Genomic DNA, 16568 nt, shown 5'->3' on the forward strand with positions numbered 1-16568 from the left:
CAAGAAAACCTCCCTTATACTGAAATTGGTGCTTTAATTGCTGGATCTGGATTATAACCATCCAGTGAAATATCCGCTACATCAAAATCAAAAATCGTTGCTGGTTTATCTGAAAGCACTAATTTTGGAAGTTTGTGCGGTGTTCTAGACAACTGTTCTTTCACTTGCTCAATATGGTTGTTATAAAGATGCGCGTCACCCATTGTATGGATAAACTCGCCAACTTCCAGCCCTACTTCACGCGCAATCAGGTGTGTTAGAAGTGCATAGCTCGCAATATTAAACGGCACACCAAGGAAAATATCGGCACTACGTTGATACAGCTGACATGATAATTTTCCGTCCGCTACATAAAATTGGAATAGCGAATGACATGGCGGTAAAGCCATATTCGGAATATCTTCTGGATTCCAAGCAGACACAATCAAACGACGCGAGTTCGGATTCGTTTTAATCATTTCAATCAAATCCGCTAACTGATCAATTGTTTCTCCTTGTGAAGTCTTCCATTCGCGCCATTGTTTACCGTAAATATTACCTAGCTCACCGTATTTATTCGCGAACGCTTCGTCTTCTAAAATACGTGTTTTAAACTTCTCCATCTCCGCTTGATACACTTCTTTGAAAGCTGGATCACGTTCAGCACGCAGACCAAAGTCAGTCATATCTTCGCCTTTATAATCATCGCTTTTCACAAAACGCTCAAAAGCCCATTCATTCCAAATATTATTATTATGCTGTAAAAGGTAGCGAATATTCGTATCTCCATGTAAAAACCATAGCAGTTCACTTACTACAAGTTTAAATGGTACCCGTTTTGTTGTCATAATCGGAAAGCCCTCTTGTAAATCAAAACGCATTTGATAACCAAATGTGCTGATTGTTCCAGTTCCAGTGCGATCTCCTTTTTGTGTTCCATTCTCTAAAACGTACTTTTCTAAATCCAAATATTGTTTCATCGTTCGCACTCCTTATTCCGCGTATTGTGATAAAAATTCCCAGCGTTCCATCATTTGTTCGAGCTCTGTTTCTTTTGCCGTAATGAGTTCGCTAATTTCTGCTGCTTTTGTAAAGTCCGCTCCAGTTTGTTCCAATGTTTCATTAAGCGATTCAATGGTTTGTTCTAATTCGCTAATGGCATCTTCAATTCCGTCCCACTCGAGTTGTTCTTGATAGGTGAGTTTAACTTTCTCTTTTTTCTCAGGTGCTGCCTTTTCGACCGAAGTATTCGCCATTTTTTTCATTGATTTTGCTGGTTTTGCTTTGGTCACAAGTTCTTTCAAATAATCACTATATTCACCGTAGAAAATTTCTACTTCACCAATTGCCCGGAAAACGAGCAATTTGTTTACGACTTTATCGAGGAAATATCTATCATGGCTAACCGTAATTACGGTACCATTGAATGATTCTAAATAGTCTTCTAAAACCGTTAATGTTTGCGTATCTAAGTCATTTGTTGGCTCATCCAGTAATAAGACATTTGGTCGTTCCATCAAAATGCGAAGTAAGAATAACCGTCGTTTTTCTCCACCTGATAAGCTACCAATTTTCTTCCCGTGGGAATTTGGTGGGAATAAAAATCGTTCTAACATCGCACTCACACTGATTACTTCGCCACCAGAAGTTGTTACTTGCTCTCCCGCTTCTTGCAAATAAGCAATCATTCGCATATCCGGGTCCATTTCTTCATTTTGTTGCGTATAGTAACCGATTTGTACGGTTTGACCTGTGACTACTTCGCCAGCATCTGGTGCTAGTTTTCCAGCCAACATGTTCAGTAAAGTCGATTTCCCAGTTCCGTTGTTCCCTGTAATACCAAGGCGTTCACCAGGTTGGATAATCAAGCTGAAATCCTGCAATACTTGTTTTTCATCAAAGCGTTTTTCCAAGTTTTTCAGTTCGAAAACATCTTTTCCAAGACGACTAGTAACAAAATCAATCGCCAGTTCTGAGTCATCGGTTTTTGTTTTCACTTTTTTCTCTAAATCGTGGAAACGGTCTTGTCTGGCATTTTGTTTAGTGGCGCGACCTTGAGGACCGCGACGCATCCATGCTAGTTCCTTACGATAAAGGTTTTTATTTTTCTCGGATTCACGGACTTCGTTTTCCATCCGAATGGCTTTAGATTCCATGAATTTCTCGTAGTTCCCAACGTATCGATAAGCCGAACCTCGGTCGAGCTCCACCATATGATTTGTCACTCGGTCAAGGAAATAACGATCATGGGTAACAAGCAAGACAGCCCCTTTAAAGCGATTTAAATATTCTTCCAACCAACGAATTGACTGAAAATCTAAATGGTTGGTAGGTTCGTCCAAAATGAGTAAATCTGGCGTCTCGATTAAGACTTGCGCCAAACCAACCCGTTTTCGTTGCCCACCAGAAAGCTCGCTTATTTTCGCGGTTAAATCCGTAATGCCTAAACGCTCCAAAATCGTTTTCGCTTCTGTGTTCATATCCCAAGCCGCACTAGCATCCATTTCTTGGCTGGCGGCTGTATAAGCATCGTGTAATTTGGTATTTTCCGCATCAAGTGACATCGCGAGTAACACTTCTTCGTACTTGCGCATTGCCCGAAGCGCCGCAGTATCCCCGTCAAAAACAGCCGAAAGAACCGTATTCGCTTCATTAAACTCAGGATCTTGTGCTAAATAACCAATCGTATAATCTTTCGCTTTCGTAACAGTGCCCTTATCCCCAGATTCGCTACCAGAAATAATTTGTAATAGCGTTGATTTCCCGGTACCATTTACACCGATTAAACCAATGCGTTCACCTTCTGTTATCGTTAGTGAGATATTCTCAAACAGGCTTTTTTCACCGTATGTTTTTGTTAAATTTTCCACTTTTAATTGTTTCATTTAGTCCCATCCATTTCCTGTTCGTCCTTATCTATTCTAGCTGAAAACATAGAACATAGCAATTGCTTAAGATGAAAAAAGTTCCAAAAGCGGCGAATCCACTTTTGGAACTTTTACTTTTAAAATAAACCTTGCGCATTACCATTTTCATCGACATCCATGTTTAATGCCGCTGGTTTTTTCGGTAAACCTGGCATCGTCATTACATCGCCTGTTAAAGCAACGACAAAACCAGCACCAAGTTTTGGAATGAATTCGCGAATATGAATAACAAAATCAGTTGGCCGTCCAAGTAATGTTGGGTCATCCGATAAGGAATATTGGGTTTTCGCCATACAAATCGGATAACGATCCCAACCATATTTTTTGAATTCAACGATTTGTTTCTGCGCCTTGCTGGAAAGTTCCACGCCAATACCACCGTAAACCTTCGTCACAATCGCTTCTAGTTTTTCTTCTATCGACCACGCATCATCATAAATGCGTTTGTAGTCCGCTTCTCCACTTTCAACAGCCGCAATGACTTTATCCGCAAGTTCAAGACCACCGTCGCCGCCTTTTTCCCAAACTTCTGTCAGAGAGAAAGGAATGCCGTGTTCTTCGCAAAGTGCTTCTAATTTCGCTACTTCTGCGTCAGAATCGGTAATGAATTTATTAATGGCTACAACATAAGGAATACCAAATGTTTGAATAGATTCCGTATGTTTTTGTAAATTAGTAAAACCTTTAGCTAGCGCATCCACATTTTCTTCGCTAAGCTCGGTTTTCAAAGCGCCACCGTGCATTTTCAGTGCGCGAATCGTTGCTACAATAACAACGCAATCTGGCGCTTTTCCAAGGGCAGGAACTTTAATATCTAAAAATTTCTCTGCACCAAGGTCTGCACCAAATCCAGCTTCTGTCACTACATACTCACCTAGTCGAAGTGCTGTGCTTGTCGCAGAAACACTATTACATCCGTGAGCAATATTCGCAAAAGGTCCGCCGTGTACGATGGCAGGTGTATGTTCTAATGTTTGCACCAAATTAGGTTTTAAAGCATCTTTTAATAGTAAGGTTAGAGCGCCTTCGTAGCCCATTTCGCCAACTGTAATTGGTTCTTTTTTATAGTTATAACCGATGACAATTTCACTTAAACGTTTCTTTAAATCTTTTAAATCACTTGCTAAACAAATGATCGCCATAATTTCAGAAGCAACCGTAATATCAAAACCGTCTTCACGTGGAACCCCTTGAATAGGACCTCCTAGACCAACAACCACTTTTCGAAGTGCACGGTCGTTCAAATCAACCACGCGTTTCCAAACGATTCTTCGGCCATCAATATCTAGGTCATTCCCTTGTTGCATATGATTATCAATAAATGCCGATAAAGCATTATTAGCTGCTGTAATTGCGTGGAAATCACCAGTAAAATGTAAATTAATATCTTCCATCGGAATAACCTGCGCGTATCCGCCACCTGTTGCCCCGCCCTTAATACCCATGGTAGGTCCGAGCGATGGTTCGCGAAGTGCAATAACGGTTTTCTTATCTTTTTTAGAGAGTGCATCGCCAAGACCAACTGTCACAGTCGATTTCCCTTCACCAGCAGGCGTTGGATTAATCGCCGTAACAAGAACAAGTTTTCCTGTTTCTTTGTCTTTTAGCGAGTGAATGGTATCATAGGATAACTTTGCTTTATACTTTCCGTAAAGTTCGAGTGCATCTGCGTCTAGTCCTAAATGTTCCGCAATAGTCGTAACTGGTAGAATTTCTGCTTTTGATGCAATTTCAATATCTGATTTCACTTTATTTGACATGATATCCCCTCCGAATATGTATATTGTAACAAAGAATTAAGATATTTTGGCTCACCATTGCATCAAAAAAGCGCGACACCAAGCGATGTAACACCATTTTGATTCTAAAGTAAAGCCTGATTGCGCAAAAATCAACATCTCAACCTTGGATTACCATTATTCCTTTGTTTCTGGTTTCGTCGTCTCCATTGCCTTGAGCGTCTTAAGCGCATCCGGATGATTTTCAAAAAACTGAACAACATCCCCAATTCGGTCAATCGAGTTCCAACTTAAGTGGTGTTCAATACCCTCCACATCATGATAAATATGGGAAGGATCTACGCCAATAATACTTAAAAAACTTTCTAGTAATGCGTGTCTTTCTAGGAGCCTTTTCCCCATTTGTGTTCCTTTAGGCGTCAAAATTAATCCACGATATTTCTCATAGATTAAATATTCGTCTTTATCCAGTTTCTGCACCATTTTTGTTACAGAGGATGGATGGACAAATAACTCATCAGCAATATCCGAAACCCTGGCATAACCTTTCGTTTCGATAAGGGAATAGATTTTTTCAATATAATCTTCCATACTAGGTGTTGGCATAGCTATACCCTCCAACTTAAATTCTTTCACATAGCCAATTGTACTATAATATCGCCCTTTCTAAAAGCAATTACCCTTTCAAAAACGAAATTTCTCCTAGTGTATCACTCCAAAAAACACCGTAATTTGTACTCATTTAAGACATTTTAGTAAAAAGTATGCCCTTACAAGTCCAAAAATTTAAAAAATATCGAAAATCAGCTTGACGTTTATAGGTATTTTGATTTATAGTGTTAGTATCATATGCGGCAACGCTATGAACTGAAAAGGTAGTATTTGCGAGAAATTTTTTTAAGTTAAAATGAAAGCGTTTTAACAAATGATTCTAGCAATTATTAGCCATACTTAGGAGGATTTATTTCAATGCAAAATGGGAAAGTAAAATGGTTTAACAATGAAAAGGGTTACGGTTTTATCGAATCAGACGGCGGCGAAGATATTTTCGTCCACTTCACAGCGATCCAAGGTGACGGCTACAAATCTTTAGAAGAAGGCCAAGCGGTAACATTTGAAGTAGTTGAAGGTAATCGCGGCGCTCAAGCAGCTAACGTAGAAAAAGCCTAAACCAGTTGCCAATTAGACACGGACTTAAAAACCGGCATAACTCGCCGGTTTTTTTATTGCAAAAAAAGAGCTTTCCTTCTATAATAAAGCCACATCTATTCATCTAATAGGAGGCGCATAATATGGAAGTTTTCGTGGATGGTGCAAGTGCTGGAAATCCTGGACCAAGTGGGGCTGGAATCGTTTTAAAAGCAGAAGGTATTTATGAACAATTCGCCATTCCGCTCGCAGTGATGACGAATCATGAAGCAGAATTTATTGCGATTAAACTGGGACTGGAAGAAGCCATAAAAAAACAAGCTACATTAATTCGTCTATACTCAGATTCGAAAGTTGCAATCGAAGCAATTCATAAACGACATGCGAAAAATCCGTTATTCAAGCCGCATTTAGAAGCAATTTTAGAAATGGCCGATTCATTTGAATTGTTTTTTGCTGAATGGCGTAATGTAAGTCAAAATAAACAAGCCGACCACCTTGCGCGTCAGGCTATAAAAAAACAGAAGCAACCTGGAGTCAAATAACCAGATTGCTTCTATTTTTTATTCGATATCGCGCGTTAACGTTTTTAAACCGTATTTTTCAACTACAGCAAAAGCATCCTCGCGGAATCCGTCATATTTTAAACTAGGCAAGTCTATTTCTAGCGGAACTTCTGTATGAATCCGAGCTAATTTTTGACTTAATTCTAGCATTGCTAAGTCTTCTTGGATTTTGGTTTGTTGCGCTGGTTTCAGTTTATCAAGGTTGTTCAAGACGCCTTCAATTGACTCAAATTCTTGAATAAGCTTAATCGCTGTTTTTTCACCGATTCCACGAACACCCGGATAACCATCTGAAGTGTCGCCCATTAATGCTTTCACATCAATAAATTGTCTTGGAGAAATACCCATCTCTTCAAAAAATGTCGCTTCATCATATCGTTTATAATTACCGTAACCTTTTTGCATAATCCAGACATCATTCGTCGGTGCGATTAGTTGCAGTAAATCTTTGTCGCCACTTAAAACAGTCGTAGCAATCGTATTACTCGCTTGAACGGTAATTGTCCCAATACAGTCATCTGCTTCAAAACCCGGCACACCTAAATTGACAAAGCCAAACCCAGCAGCTACCTCTTTCGCTAAATCAAACTGCGGAATCATTTCTTCTGGTGGCGCTGTTCTGCCTGCTTTATAACCATCATATAATTCATTTCGAAATGTTTGCGACCCCATATCCCAGCAAATTAGTGTATGCGTTGGGTTACTCTGGCGAATCGCTGCAAACATGTGGCGCATAAAACCTTGCACCCCATTCGTCGGAATTCCATGCTGGTTAAACATAAATTGTTTGGAAACGGCTGTTGCATAAAATGCTCGGAAAAGTAGTGCCATTCCATCAACAACGAGCAAATTTTCTCGATTTTCGTTCATATATAATCCTCCAATTTCCTTCTACTGCCATCTATTGTAGCATAATTATAACTGGCTCGCAGAAAAAAAGGAGCTTTTTACCAGCTTGCTTTTGTCACGCCGGGTAATTGTCCTTGATGTGCTAGTTCACGAAAACGGATTCGCGACATACCAAATTTACGCATGTAGCCGTGGGGACGTCCAGTTAGTTCACAACGATTGTGTAGCCGGGACGGGGAAGAATCGCGTGGTAATTTGCGTAATTCATCGTAGCGGCCTTCTGCTTTTAGCGTCCGGCGAAGTTCCGCATATTGTTCCACGAGCGCTTGTTGACGTTCATGTTTGGCAACTTTTGATTTTTTAGCCATGTGTCTCTCCTTCCTTAAATAATAATAATTACGATTTACATCATACGCCGATTTAATTAGGAAAGCAAGTCTTCTGTTTTAAAAAAACCGATATCCAGTTAAACTGAATATCGGTTGTCCTATTATTTAGTTCCAACTATCGGACCATACGCGTTAGAGAAACCATTATTATAAGGCACTCCTGCTTTATTTTTACCTGCATCCCAGTTCACCGACCAAGTCATAATCCCTTTCACCGGTGTGCCTTTTGCTTGTAAACGAGTGAAAACATTTTTGACGATTTGCGGATCTTTTACATAACCAGTTGCGGCTGCATCCACATTGGCTGGTAAACCGAACACGAATTTATTAGCTGGGATTTTCAAGTAACCACGAGTCCCGTTAATAAAGGAGTCCGCCATATAATATAAGAAAGATTCTTTTAATGTATCATTATTTTGCGCAATCCATTGGTTTGTTTCATCAACCCAAACACCATCGCCACCTTGGTTGTATAGTTGTGGCGCAATATAGTCATAATAATTAGCAAGTGAGGTTAGGTAGCTTTCATAGGCACTACCTGGTTTTAAATAAGGAAATTCTGGTGCCATCGTAATTAGGAAATTTTTCCCTTCCGCTTTATAATGATCTTTGACGATTTTTAGCGCAGCTGGGATAACCGTTTTATTATCTCCCGCGGTAATCGCACTTTGTTCTAAGTCGATGTCTAATCCATCAAAACCATATGTTTCTACTTGGCGGATAATTTCATTCGCGAACGCCTCTTCATCCCCAGCTTTTAGTTCCACGTGTCCATCTGCTCCACCTAGTGCCAAAAGAACGGCCCGACCTTCTTTATTTAATGCGCCGACTTGTGCTCTGAAATCGCTATCATTTATTCCCACTGGTTTAAATGTCGGAATGCGATTTACCCCGTCCCCTTTCATAAAGGAAACATCTACCACGTTATAAGCTTTCGGTGTATCTTTTAGGGCGATATCAGCCGAAGTCCCTTGTTGATAGCCATCATTTCCGGAAGATTTCCAACTATGCCAGTACCCAACTAGCACCTGTTTGTTAGAAATATCTGGCATTACAGAAGCGTCATCCGTCGCCGCTTGTGCTTGACTACCAAATGCCCCCAGTCCCGCACCAACTAAAAGTAAAGACAAACCACCAACCATTACTTGTTTTCCATTCATCTACTTTTCCCCCTTACTTTATCTACCCCAATCTTGCTTTTTTGGAGCTACTAGAAAATACCCATCATAATGAAAATAAAACTAGAAAAACAGCAAAAAAGCGAAATTGATATAGACCAATTCCGCTTTCAAATAAATGAATGTGTATAAGTAACTGAGAAAAAATAGCCCAATTAAAACTGTTTTATTTTTTATTTCGCATGTTGTGGTTCTGGATCTGCTACTTTTTTATCTTTCCGATGTGGAATCATATTGAAAATGATATTCAGTGTAATTGCTGTCACACTGCCCGCAACAATTCCATTACTCGTAAATAAGCGAACAAAGGATGGAAAAGCATTGAACAAATCTGGAACGACTGTAACGCCTAAGCCAACACCAACTGCACACGCAATAATTAACAAGTTTTCTTGAGAAGTGAAATTAACTTTTCCAAGCATCTTAATTCCTTGTGCGACAACCATGCCGAACATCGCGACCATAGCGCCGCCGAGAACTGGTGTCGGAATAATCGTTGTTACTGCACCAATTTTGGGAATCAGACCAAGCACAATAAGGAAACCAGCTGCCGCATAAATCACTTTACGTGTTTTAATACCAGAAAGTTGAACGAGTCCAACGTTTTGGGAATAAGCCGTATAGGGGAATGTATTAAATACACCGCCAAGCATAATCGCAAGCCCCTCTGCCCGGTAACCACGCGTTAAATCTTTTTGCGTTAATTTGCGTTCGGTAATATCAGATAAAGCGAAATATACTCCCGTTGATTCCACCATGCTGACAAGCGCAATTAAAATCATCGTAATAATTGCCGGCCACTCAAAGGTCGGTGTGCCAAAATAAAATGGTTTCGGCATATGGAACCAGCTCGCCTCACTCACAGGACCAAGCGAGATCCCTTTATAAAGCGCTGCAAAAAGGGAACCTCCAACCAGACCTATTAAAACAGCAATCGCCTTCGAAAACCCTTGTCCAAAACGATACACTAAAATAATTAAAAGTAATGTCCCAAAACCAAGGCCGAGATTATACATTGAGCCAAAATCTTTTGCTCCTTCTCCACCAGCAAGATTATTAATTGCAACGGGAATAAGTGTTAAACCAATCACTGTTACAACCGAACCAGTCACAACAGGAGGGAAAAATCGTACAACTTTGGAGAAAAATGGTGCTATTAATAATACAAAAAGTCCTGAAACAATAATCGAACCGTAAATCGCGCCAATGCCCATATCTTGTCCAATTAAAATAATCGGCGCAATAGCTTGAACCGCACATCCAAGTACAACCGGTAAACCAATTCCAAAGAAGCGGTTAACCGTTAATTGTAGTAATGTCGCAATCCCGCACATAAAAATATCAATCGAAACTAAGTAAGTCATTTCTTCTCCGTTAAAACCTAATGCTCCACCAATTAATAATGGAACAATCACCGCTCCAGCATACATCGCTAGAACATGTTGAAATCCTAAAGCTGCAATTTTCCCTTTACCTAACATTTACTCCTATTCCTCCTCTAAAAATAAGATTTCTTCGTTTTCAAGTGAGGCAATTCGTGCTAGTGAATAAACTGGAATCCCTGTTTTATTTAATAATTCGCGACCTTGTTGGAAAGATTTTTCAATCACAATCCCAATTCCCGCCACCTTTGCTCCGGCATGTTCCGCAATTTCAAGTAAGCCGAGTGCCGCCTGTCCATTTGCTAGAAAATCATCAATAACTAAAATCGTATCATCTGCTGTTAAAAATTGTTTTGATACAGAAATATCATTCGATTCTTTTTTAGTATACGAATAGACAGTGCTTGTGAATAAATTGTCCGTTAATGTCACTGATTTTTTCTTGCGGGCAAACACGACTGGTACGGAAAGCGCGAGCCCTGCAAAAACGGCGGGTGCGATACCCGATGATTCAATCGTTACAATTTTCGTAATCCCTAAATCTTGGAACCGTTTAGCAAATTCGTTTCCCATCGCTTGCATTAAAACCGGGTCAATTTGGTGATTTAAAAAAGCATCTACTTTTAAAACATTCCCCGGTAAAACCGTACCTTTTTCTTGAATAAACTCTTCCAGTAATTTCAAAACGATTCTCCTTTCAAAATAAAAAAACTGCTTCTCTAAAAATAGAGAAGCAGTATAGAAGCCACCAATTTTCGGAGTGACTTCTTTATACAAACTACTCATAGTCCGGTTATTTACGGTAACCAGGTAGAAACTCGTCGCCCAATCGCAACTATTATATAAGTATTTCGGTTTTAAGTTATGTTGTTTATTATAGCTTTCTAAAGGAGCAGGGTCAAGCTAATTTTTTACTTATTGAATTGGTAAACATAAGCGTATCTTTTTTCTAGTAAATCTAGCAAATACGTTGGGTTCAAGCCCTCTCCCGTTGTATCTGTTAAAATTTCTAAAGGTTTCTTTGTTTTACCAAATTTATGCACATGTTCAGTCAACCATATTTTGAGTTCCGAATAATCATCACTTGCAATAATCGCATCAATATTCGGAATTTCTTTTTGCATTTGGTTAAAAAACTGTGCCGCGTACATTAAGCCAAGTGCGTAGGATGGGAAGTAACCAAAATCGCCACCAGCCCAGTGAATATCTTGCAGAACACCATTTGTATCATTATCTGGACGAATACCTAGATATTCTTCGTACTTGTCGCCCCATGCTTTCGGTAAATCTTTTACTTCTAATTCACCGTTAATAAGCGCTTTTTCTAGTTCATAACGAATCATAATATGTAGCGGATAAGTTAATGTATCAGCTTCAATTCGAATCAGCGAACTTTCAGAGATATTCACAGCACGGTAGAAATCTTCCAACTTCACCTGATCAAAAGCAGGTTTTGTAATCGCTTGGAAGTCAGCATAATTACTTTTCCAAAAGGCTAAACTAGAGCCGATAATAATTTCATAGAATAATGATTGCGACTCATGAATCCCCATGGAAGCCCCATTGGCAAGCGGAGTACCTACAAGTGCTGCGTCAAAATTTTGTTCATAAATCGCATGACCGCCTTCATGAATCGTTCCAAACACAGCCATTTTAAAATCATTTTCGTTATAGCGTGTCGTAATACGAACATCACCTGTATTTAAGCCTGTTGCAAACGGATGAACCGTTTCATCTAAACGTCCTGCTTCAAAATCAAAGCCCATCTTATTCAAAATGCGAATACTAAATTCTTTTTGTTTTGCTTCGGATATTTTCGTGTTTAAAATCGTCGCATCTGGCTTCACACCTTCGTTTTCGATTTTTTCACGAATCGCCATAATACCGTCACGTACTTTTTCAAATACGGAATCAAGCACAGATACGGTTACACCTGGCTCATATTGATCAAGCAATGTGTCATATTTATTTTCTTCATAACCCCAATACTCAACGAATTTACGCTTCATTTCTAAAATTTTTGTTAGGAATGGTTCAAATGCTGCAAAATCATTTTGTTCGCGTGCTGTTGTCCATGCGGTTTCCGCTTGCGCTACCAGCTTTGTATATTCCGCATATTCTTTACTTGGGATTTTTTTATTTAAATCATATGTTTTTTGAGACTCTTCTAAAGTTTTACGAGTGATTTCGGATAGATTTTCTTTATCTTGATTAAGTCCAGCAATAAAAGCAGCCATTTCTTCTGACGTTTGCATATTGAAAATCTCTTCAGAAAGAACGCCAATAACATCCGAACGGCCTTCCATTCCTTTTGCCGGCGTGCCTGTACGAAGATCCCAGTAAACTAATGCGAGTGCTTCTTCTAGAGCTTCCATCTTTTTAATATACGCTAAAAATTCCTCTTCTAATGTTTCTACCAAACTTAACTCCTCCATTCAATCAATCTTCTTTTTTAGGACGTGGTTTTCTTGGACCCCAATATTGATATAAATCTGTGCGCAAGTAACCATTATATAATTTGCGTTTCTTCGTCGCTTTTTTACCATAAACTTCTTCAAAAAGTTCATAAGAAGTCAGCACATACACAGACCATGTCGGCATACGTTTATAAACGATACCCATTTCGCGGTATAGTTGGCGTACTGCTTCCTCATCCTCTAAACGTTCCCCGTATGGTGGATTCGCAACAACGACCCCGTATTCATCTTCTGTTTGAAAGTCAGCTACTTGAAGTTGTCTAAAAGTAATTAAATCGCCAAGCCCAGCCTCCACAGCATTTTGTTTCGCGATTTCGATTAAACGAGCGTCAATATCGCCACCAATAATATTTAACGGTTGATCATAATTGGCCAAATCTTCCGCTTCTTGTCTCGCATCCGCCCAAACTTGCTTCGGCATCCAGTCCCATGTTTCCGATACGAACTCACGATTGAAACCTGGCGCAATGTTTTGTCCAATAAGTGCTGCCTCAATTGGAATTGTTCCAGAACCACATACTGGGTCATAAAATGGTCTATCCGGATGCCAACTCGTAAGTAGTACAAGCGCCGCCGCCATTGTTTCTTTGATTGGCGCACTACCTTGTGCTAAACGGTAACCACGTTTATGTAATCCCGCACCACTAGTATCAATTGTCAAAGTTACTTCATCTTTTAAAATTGAAACTTCTAACTTAAATAACGCGCCTGTTTCCATCAAACGACCAGAACGACGATACTTTTCACTGACACGGTTAACGATGGCTTTTTTTACAATCGCTTGGCAATCAGGCACACTATAAAGCGTTGACTTAACTGATTTACCAGCCACTGGAAACTGTGCATCAAGCGGTAAATAATCTTCCCAAGGTAAAGCTTTCGTCTTTTCAAATAGTTCATCAAATGTCGTTGCTTTAAAAACACCAACCACAATTTTCACACGGTCGGCTACACGAAGCCATAGATTCGCTCTAGCAATTGCAGATAAATCTCCTTCAAAATATACTTTACCGTTTTCTACTTTTGGATCATAGCCTAAGCGCGCTACTTCTTTCCCAACAATTGCTTCTAAACCCGAAGCAGCCGTCGCCACCAACTGAAATGTTTTCATTGTGTCCCATCCTTTAATTAAATTTCTAATGAAAAAAAGCTGTTTTAAGAGGAGGAGGTTTGTTTTAAATAGGCATTCAACCAGGTCGAACACCCACCTTAAAACTTGCGCTCCGGCCTTCTAAAACAGCCTTCAATGTTAAATTAAATCCTGTAAATAACGCTCTGTAAGCCATGTTCTGTTCTTTACTACGTACAGGGTAATAGTAAAGAGATAACCATCTATCTGCGCGAAAATTAATTCGCACCTCGTCCCTTGTTCTTGATTCCTCGGGAAAAGTGCCCCTACCATAAGTTTGAGTTTCTCGCTCGTGGGGTTTACCTCGTTCCACTTCCGAGCATTTCTGCCGGAACTTCGTCACTGTGGCACCTTCAAGGTTATAAGACCATATCCGAAGACTTAGGTCATTCACCTGCCGTCAAACCGGAAAACCGGAATGCCCTGGCTTATTGTTTGACCAGGCACGATCACTACGGGCATCACAGCACCGTGCGAGCATGGACTTTCCTCTGCTTTCAAAAGAAAACAGCGATTATCCGAACGTTATTCATTTATTCTTAACTTACTTATACTAGCACACCTATTCGTTATCGTCCAGCTTATTTCCAAAAACATGTTTTTCTAAATTAGAAAGACGTTTTAGAATATCAAAGTTGGTCGTTCCAGCAGGTTGTGCCGCTGCTTGGAAAGTTGGTGCTGGTTGCGTTGAAGTTCTAAGTGGTGCATTATCAAGCTCTTGAACAAGTCGAATGTTTTCCGCTTGCAGCGCCTCGATTTCTTGGGTAAATGTACTATAATCTTTAATAACCATGTCTAAAAACTCATCAACATCTTCTGGACTATAACCACGAAGCCCAGTTTTAAATTCTTTTTCCAAAATTTCTTTACCTGTTAAGTGATACTCAAATTGTTCCGAAGTCATATAACTCCACCTCTATCTCTATTCTTACGTATTTTTGTTCTAATCATATACTTACCCTTATTTTTTCAAATCTCACACCATTTGTCAATCTATTCGAGTATTTTTTATGAAAATAACTATTTACTTCTATATTAAAAGGTTTGATTCATATCATCCACAACCTCTTGTAATGCATAAAAGTCAATGCATTCCAAATAATAATTAGCCTGTTCTTTCGCTTGCAATGCTCGGTCATAAAAAAATTTCGGCGAGCCTTCTTTTTCTAAATCATACACAAGTAAAGCCCCATCCGTATTATCAATAATAAAACCATCTCTTGCCGCAAATTGTGCTGGACTTTCATAAGGACGCTTCGTAATAAAAGCATGATAGTCTGCTTTTTCAAGTACTTCATTCGCCCATAACTGGTTTGCTTCATTCCAGTTAGCGCTTTGCTTTTCAAACGGCTCAAGGATTGCGAGCTTAATCGGATATTCTTCTTTTAATTCTGCCACCACGTCGCCTGCCCAAAGTTCAATTCCTAATTGCCCAGAAATAATCACCCATTCAAGCCCATCCTCCACGAGCGGAAGCAAATGACGTTTGATTGTTTCTTTAATATAGACTGCCTCATCCGCATCCTTTTTAAAAATTCCAAGTTCAAAATTTTTATATCCCGTCACTGCGATGGATTTCACATCATTTCCTCTTTTCTTTTTAAGAAATCTCTCACTCTTGTTAGTGTATACTTGGTAGATTGGTAGTGGTCTAGAAAATGTTTGTAAAAAGACTTTCCATTAAATGCACTTACTGCCGTCATTTGCACATTATCACAAGCTTGTCGTAATTGTAGTTCTCCTAAATAAGGAGGACGCTCTTTGTTTACCCACGGAATAGCTAATTCTAAAAACGCATCCGCGCTATTTTTTGCTTCGTCAACAAAAGGTTTCATATCTTTATAAAAATCAAACGGTTTTGCTTCTTCACGGTTACTTAAATATAGTTCCCAATTTTTTTCGTTTTGAAGAAGCAATTTTTCCGTACGGTTTAAAAGTTCCATTCTATCACTCTTTTCTTCACATTTTCAGTTACTACAAGAATAGCATAGGTAGGAAAATCTTGCCTAAAATTAGATTATTAGCTAAAATATGGTAAAATAGACGAAGGTACGTTCTATTTATGAGGTAGTTTCCTGCCGAAAAGAGCTATTTTGCATTTAATTCATACTATCATTTTCATTTTTATTTGTTATAATAGATGATAGTCTAAAATTCAGAATAGAATTTTTCTGATAGAGGTGAAAAAAATGGCTATTGGTTACCCTAACGGCAAGAAGTATGCAGCGAGTCAAGAGGAACTTCCTCAACAAAAACGGAAAGCTCCTGTAACTTATGGTAAGCGTGGTATGTCTTTGGAAGATGACCTAAATGATACGATTGCGTATTACTTAACTCACGAAATAGCAGTCATCCACAAAAAACCTACCCCTGTCCAAATTGTCAGTGTGGACTATCCAAAAAGAAGTAGTGCCAAAATTAAGGAAGCCTACTTCAAAACACCATCCACAACAGATTACAATGGTGTCTATAAAGGAAAGTACGTTGATTTTGAAGCAAAAGAAACGCAAAATACAACTTCTTTTCCGTTGAGTAATTTTCACGATCACCAAATGACACACATGGCAAACGTCTTAAAACAAGATGGTATTGTTTTTGTCATTATTGCTTTCCAAAAACTCGGAGAAACGCATTTCATTCCCTTCGAAAAATTTTATCCGTTTTGGGAACGCATGCAAAGTGGTGGGAGAAAATCAGTCACTATAGCAGAAATACAAGATGTATCAGACCAAATTCCTTATGGTCTAAATCCAAGGCTTGACTTCTTGCAATCCATAGACAAATTATACTTCTAGTCAAACCTT

17 protein-coding genes, 1 other RNA gene and 1 riboswitch are annotated in these 16568 nt (G+C 39.2%); of the genes, 3 read left to right on the forward strand and 15 right to left on the reverse strand.

From position 1 onward, the window contains the following. Window positions 1-14: 14 nt before the first annotated feature. From AB2Q86_RS10000 to mntR, 4 genes are all read right to left on the reverse strand, one after another. Window positions 15-959, reverse strand: a complete 945-nt coding sequence (locus AB2Q86_RS10000) for a thymidylate synthase (protein WP_012581093.1) — start codon at window positions 957-959, stop codon at window positions 15-17. A gap of 12 nt (window positions 960-971) precedes the next feature. Next, window positions 972-2864, reverse strand: coding sequence for an ABC-F family ATP-binding cassette domain-containing protein (locus AB2Q86_RS10005; protein WP_012581092.1), 1893 nt, complete (start codon window positions 2862-2864; stop codon window positions 972-974). Window positions 2865-2983: 119 nt separating this feature from the next. Beyond that, window positions 2984-4666: a formate--tetrahydrofolate ligase gene (locus AB2Q86_RS10010; RefSeq protein WP_012581091.1), complete on the reverse strand. Its 1683-nt coding sequence runs from the start codon at window positions 4664-4666 to the stop codon at window positions 2984-2986. A 156-nt stretch (window positions 4667-4822) separates the two neighbouring features. Then, on the reverse strand, window positions 4823-5251 hold the full coding sequence (gene mntR, locus AB2Q86_RS10015) for a transcriptional regulator MntR (protein ID WP_003725831.1): 429 nt from the start codon (window positions 5249-5251) through the stop codon (window positions 4823-4825). Window positions 5252-5614: 363 nt separating this feature from the next. On the opposite strand from mntR, the gene cspD reads away from it, so the two are divergent. Together cspD and AB2Q86_RS10025 are read left to right on the forward strand one after the other, a co-directional pair. Then, window positions 5615-5815, forward strand: coding sequence for a cold-shock protein CspD (cspD, locus tag AB2Q86_RS10020; protein ID WP_003728273.1), 201 nt, complete (start codon window positions 5615-5617; stop codon window positions 5813-5815). 122 nt (window positions 5816-5937) lie between these two features. Next, window positions 5938-6339 carry a ribonuclease HI family protein gene (locus AB2Q86_RS10025; protein ID WP_003739282.1) on the forward strand — a complete coding sequence of 134 codons (402 nt, stop codon included), beginning with the start codon at window positions 5938-5940 and terminating at the stop codon, window positions 6337-6339. A gap of 18 nt (window positions 6340-6357) precedes the next feature. Here the strand turns inward: AB2Q86_RS10025 and AB2Q86_RS10030 are convergent, their stop codons facing one another. The 11 genes from AB2Q86_RS10030 to AB2Q86_RS10080 all read right to left on the reverse strand — a co-directional run bounded on the left by AB2Q86_RS10030 (window position 6358) and on the right by AB2Q86_RS10080 (window position 15707). Continuing rightward, a complete protein-coding gene (locus tag AB2Q86_RS10030) occupies window positions 6358-7230 on the reverse strand; it encodes a 5'-3' exonuclease (protein ID WP_012581090.1) in 873 nt (290 codons plus the stop codon). 77 nt (window positions 7231-7307) lie between these two features. Continuing rightward, window positions 7308-7577 carry a 30S ribosomal protein S14 gene (rpsN, locus tag AB2Q86_RS10035; RefSeq protein ID WP_003729482.1) on the reverse strand — a complete coding sequence of 90 codons (270 nt, stop codon included), beginning with the start codon at window positions 7575-7577 and terminating at the stop codon, window positions 7308-7310. Between the two features lie 122 nt (window positions 7578-7699). Further along, window positions 7700-8758, reverse strand: a complete 1059-nt coding sequence (gene chiA, locus AB2Q86_RS10040; protein ID WP_003728270.1) for a chitinase ChiA — start codon at window positions 8756-8758, stop codon at window positions 7700-7702. A gap of 191 nt (window positions 8759-8949) precedes the next feature. Further along, on the reverse strand, window positions 8950-10257 hold the full coding sequence (locus tag AB2Q86_RS10045) for a nucleobase:cation symporter-2 family protein (RefSeq protein WP_003724078.1): 1308 nt from the start codon (window positions 10255-10257) through the stop codon (window positions 8950-8952). Window positions 10258-10263: 6 nt separating this feature from the next. Next, complete coding sequence (locus AB2Q86_RS10050; protein WP_003728269.1) at window positions 10264-10842, reverse strand: xanthine phosphoribosyltransferase; 579 nt, start codon at window positions 10840-10842, stop codon at window positions 10264-10266. A gap of 81 nt (window positions 10843-10923) precedes the next feature. Beyond that, window positions 10924-11024: riboswitch (purine riboswitch) on the reverse strand. Window positions 11025-11069: 45 nt separating this feature from the next. Next, the gene (locus tag AB2Q86_RS10055; protein ID WP_012581089.1) at window positions 11070-12578 is read right to left on the reverse strand and encodes a carboxypeptidase M32; all 1509 of its coding nucleotides are present in this window, start codon (window positions 12576-12578) and stop codon (window positions 11070-11072) included. Between the two features lie 19 nt (window positions 12579-12597). Then, on the reverse strand, window positions 12598-13746 hold the full coding sequence (locus AB2Q86_RS10060; protein ID WP_012581088.1) for a class I SAM-dependent RNA methyltransferase: 1149 nt from the start codon (window positions 13744-13746) through the stop codon (window positions 12598-12600). Between the two features lie 162 nt (window positions 13747-13908). Further along, window positions 13909-14290, reverse strand: an RNA gene (rnpB, locus tag AB2Q86_RS10065) — RNase P RNA component class B. Between the two features lie 36 nt (window positions 14291-14326). Next, window positions 14327-14668 (reverse strand): cell division regulator GpsB, encoded by a 342-nt coding sequence (gene gpsB / locus AB2Q86_RS10070; protein ID WP_003722998.1) that lies wholly within the window; start codon window positions 14666-14668, stop codon window positions 14327-14329. 131 nt (window positions 14669-14799) lie between these two features. Then, complete coding sequence (locus tag AB2Q86_RS10075) at window positions 14800-15345, reverse strand: DUF1273 domain-containing protein (RefSeq protein WP_012581087.1); 546 nt, start codon at window positions 15343-15345, stop codon at window positions 14800-14802. After that, entirely contained in the window at window positions 15342-15707 is a 366-nt protein-coding gene (locus AB2Q86_RS10080; RefSeq protein WP_003730450.1) for a YppE family protein, read from the reverse strand. Before AB2Q86_RS10080 ends, AB2Q86_RS10075 begins: the two co-directional genes overlap by 4 nt. 246 nt (window positions 15708-15953) lie before the next feature. On the opposite strand from AB2Q86_RS10080, the gene recU reads away from it, so the two are divergent. Further along, window positions 15954-16559, forward strand: a complete 606-nt coding sequence (gene recU, locus AB2Q86_RS10085) for a Holliday junction resolvase RecU (RefSeq protein WP_003730451.1) — start codon at window positions 15954-15956, stop codon at window positions 16557-16559. Window positions 16560-16568: the final 9 nt, after the last annotated feature.

Origin of the sequence: Listeria monocytogenes (assembly GCF_041765605.1) — a bacterium.
Lineage (GTDB): Bacteria > Bacillota > Bacilli > Lactobacillales > Listeriaceae > Listeria > Listeria monocytogenes_D.

Coding starts and splice junctions, on each gene's coding strand:
- recU (WP_003730451.1), top strand. CDS start 15,954: ATGGCTATTGGTTACCCTAACGGCAAGAAGTATGCAGCGAGTCAAGAG.
- AB2Q86_RS10030 (WP_012581090.1), bottom strand. CDS start 7,230: ATGAACGAAAATCGAGAAAATTTGCTCGTTGTTGATGGAATGGCACTA.
- rpsN (WP_003729482.1), bottom strand. CDS start 7,577: ATGGCTAAAAAATCAAAAGTTGCCAAACATGAACGTCAACAAGCGCTC.
- AB2Q86_RS10005 (WP_012581092.1), bottom strand. CDS start 2,864: ATGAAACAATTAAAAGTGGAAAATTTAACAAAAACATACGGTGAAAAA.
- gpsB (WP_003722998.1), bottom strand. CDS start 14,668: ATGACTTCGGAACAATTTGAGTATCACTTAACAGGTAAAGAAATTTTG.
- mntR (WP_003725831.1), bottom strand. CDS start 5,251: ATGCCAACACCTAGTATGGAAGATTATATTGAAAAAATCTATTCCCTT.
- AB2Q86_RS10060 (WP_012581088.1), bottom strand. CDS start 13,746: ATGAAAACATTTCAGTTGGTGGCGACGGCTGCTTCGGGTTTAGAAGCA.
- cspD (WP_003728273.1), top strand. CDS start 5,615: ATGCAAAATGGGAAAGTAAAATGGTTTAACAATGAAAAGGGTTACGGT.
- AB2Q86_RS10045 (WP_003724078.1), bottom strand. CDS start 10,257: ATGTTAGGTAAAGGGAAAATTGCAGCTTTAGGATTTCAACATGTTCTA.
- AB2Q86_RS10025 (WP_003739282.1), top strand. CDS start 5,938: ATGGAAGTTTTCGTGGATGGTGCAAGTGCTGGAAATCCTGGACCAAGT.
- chiA (WP_003728270.1), bottom strand. CDS start 8,758: ATGAATGGAAAACAAGTAATGGTTGGTGGTTTGTCTTTACTTTTAGTT.
- AB2Q86_RS10000 (WP_012581093.1), bottom strand. CDS start 959: ATGAAACAATATTTGGATTTAGAAAAGTACGTTTTAGAGAATGGAACA.
- AB2Q86_RS10080 (WP_003730450.1), bottom strand. CDS start 15,707: ATGGAACTTTTAAACCGTACGGAAAAATTGCTTCTTCAAAACGAAAAA.
- AB2Q86_RS10010 (WP_012581091.1), bottom strand. CDS start 4,666: ATGTCAAATAAAGTGAAATCAGATATTGAAATTGCATCAAAAGCAGAA.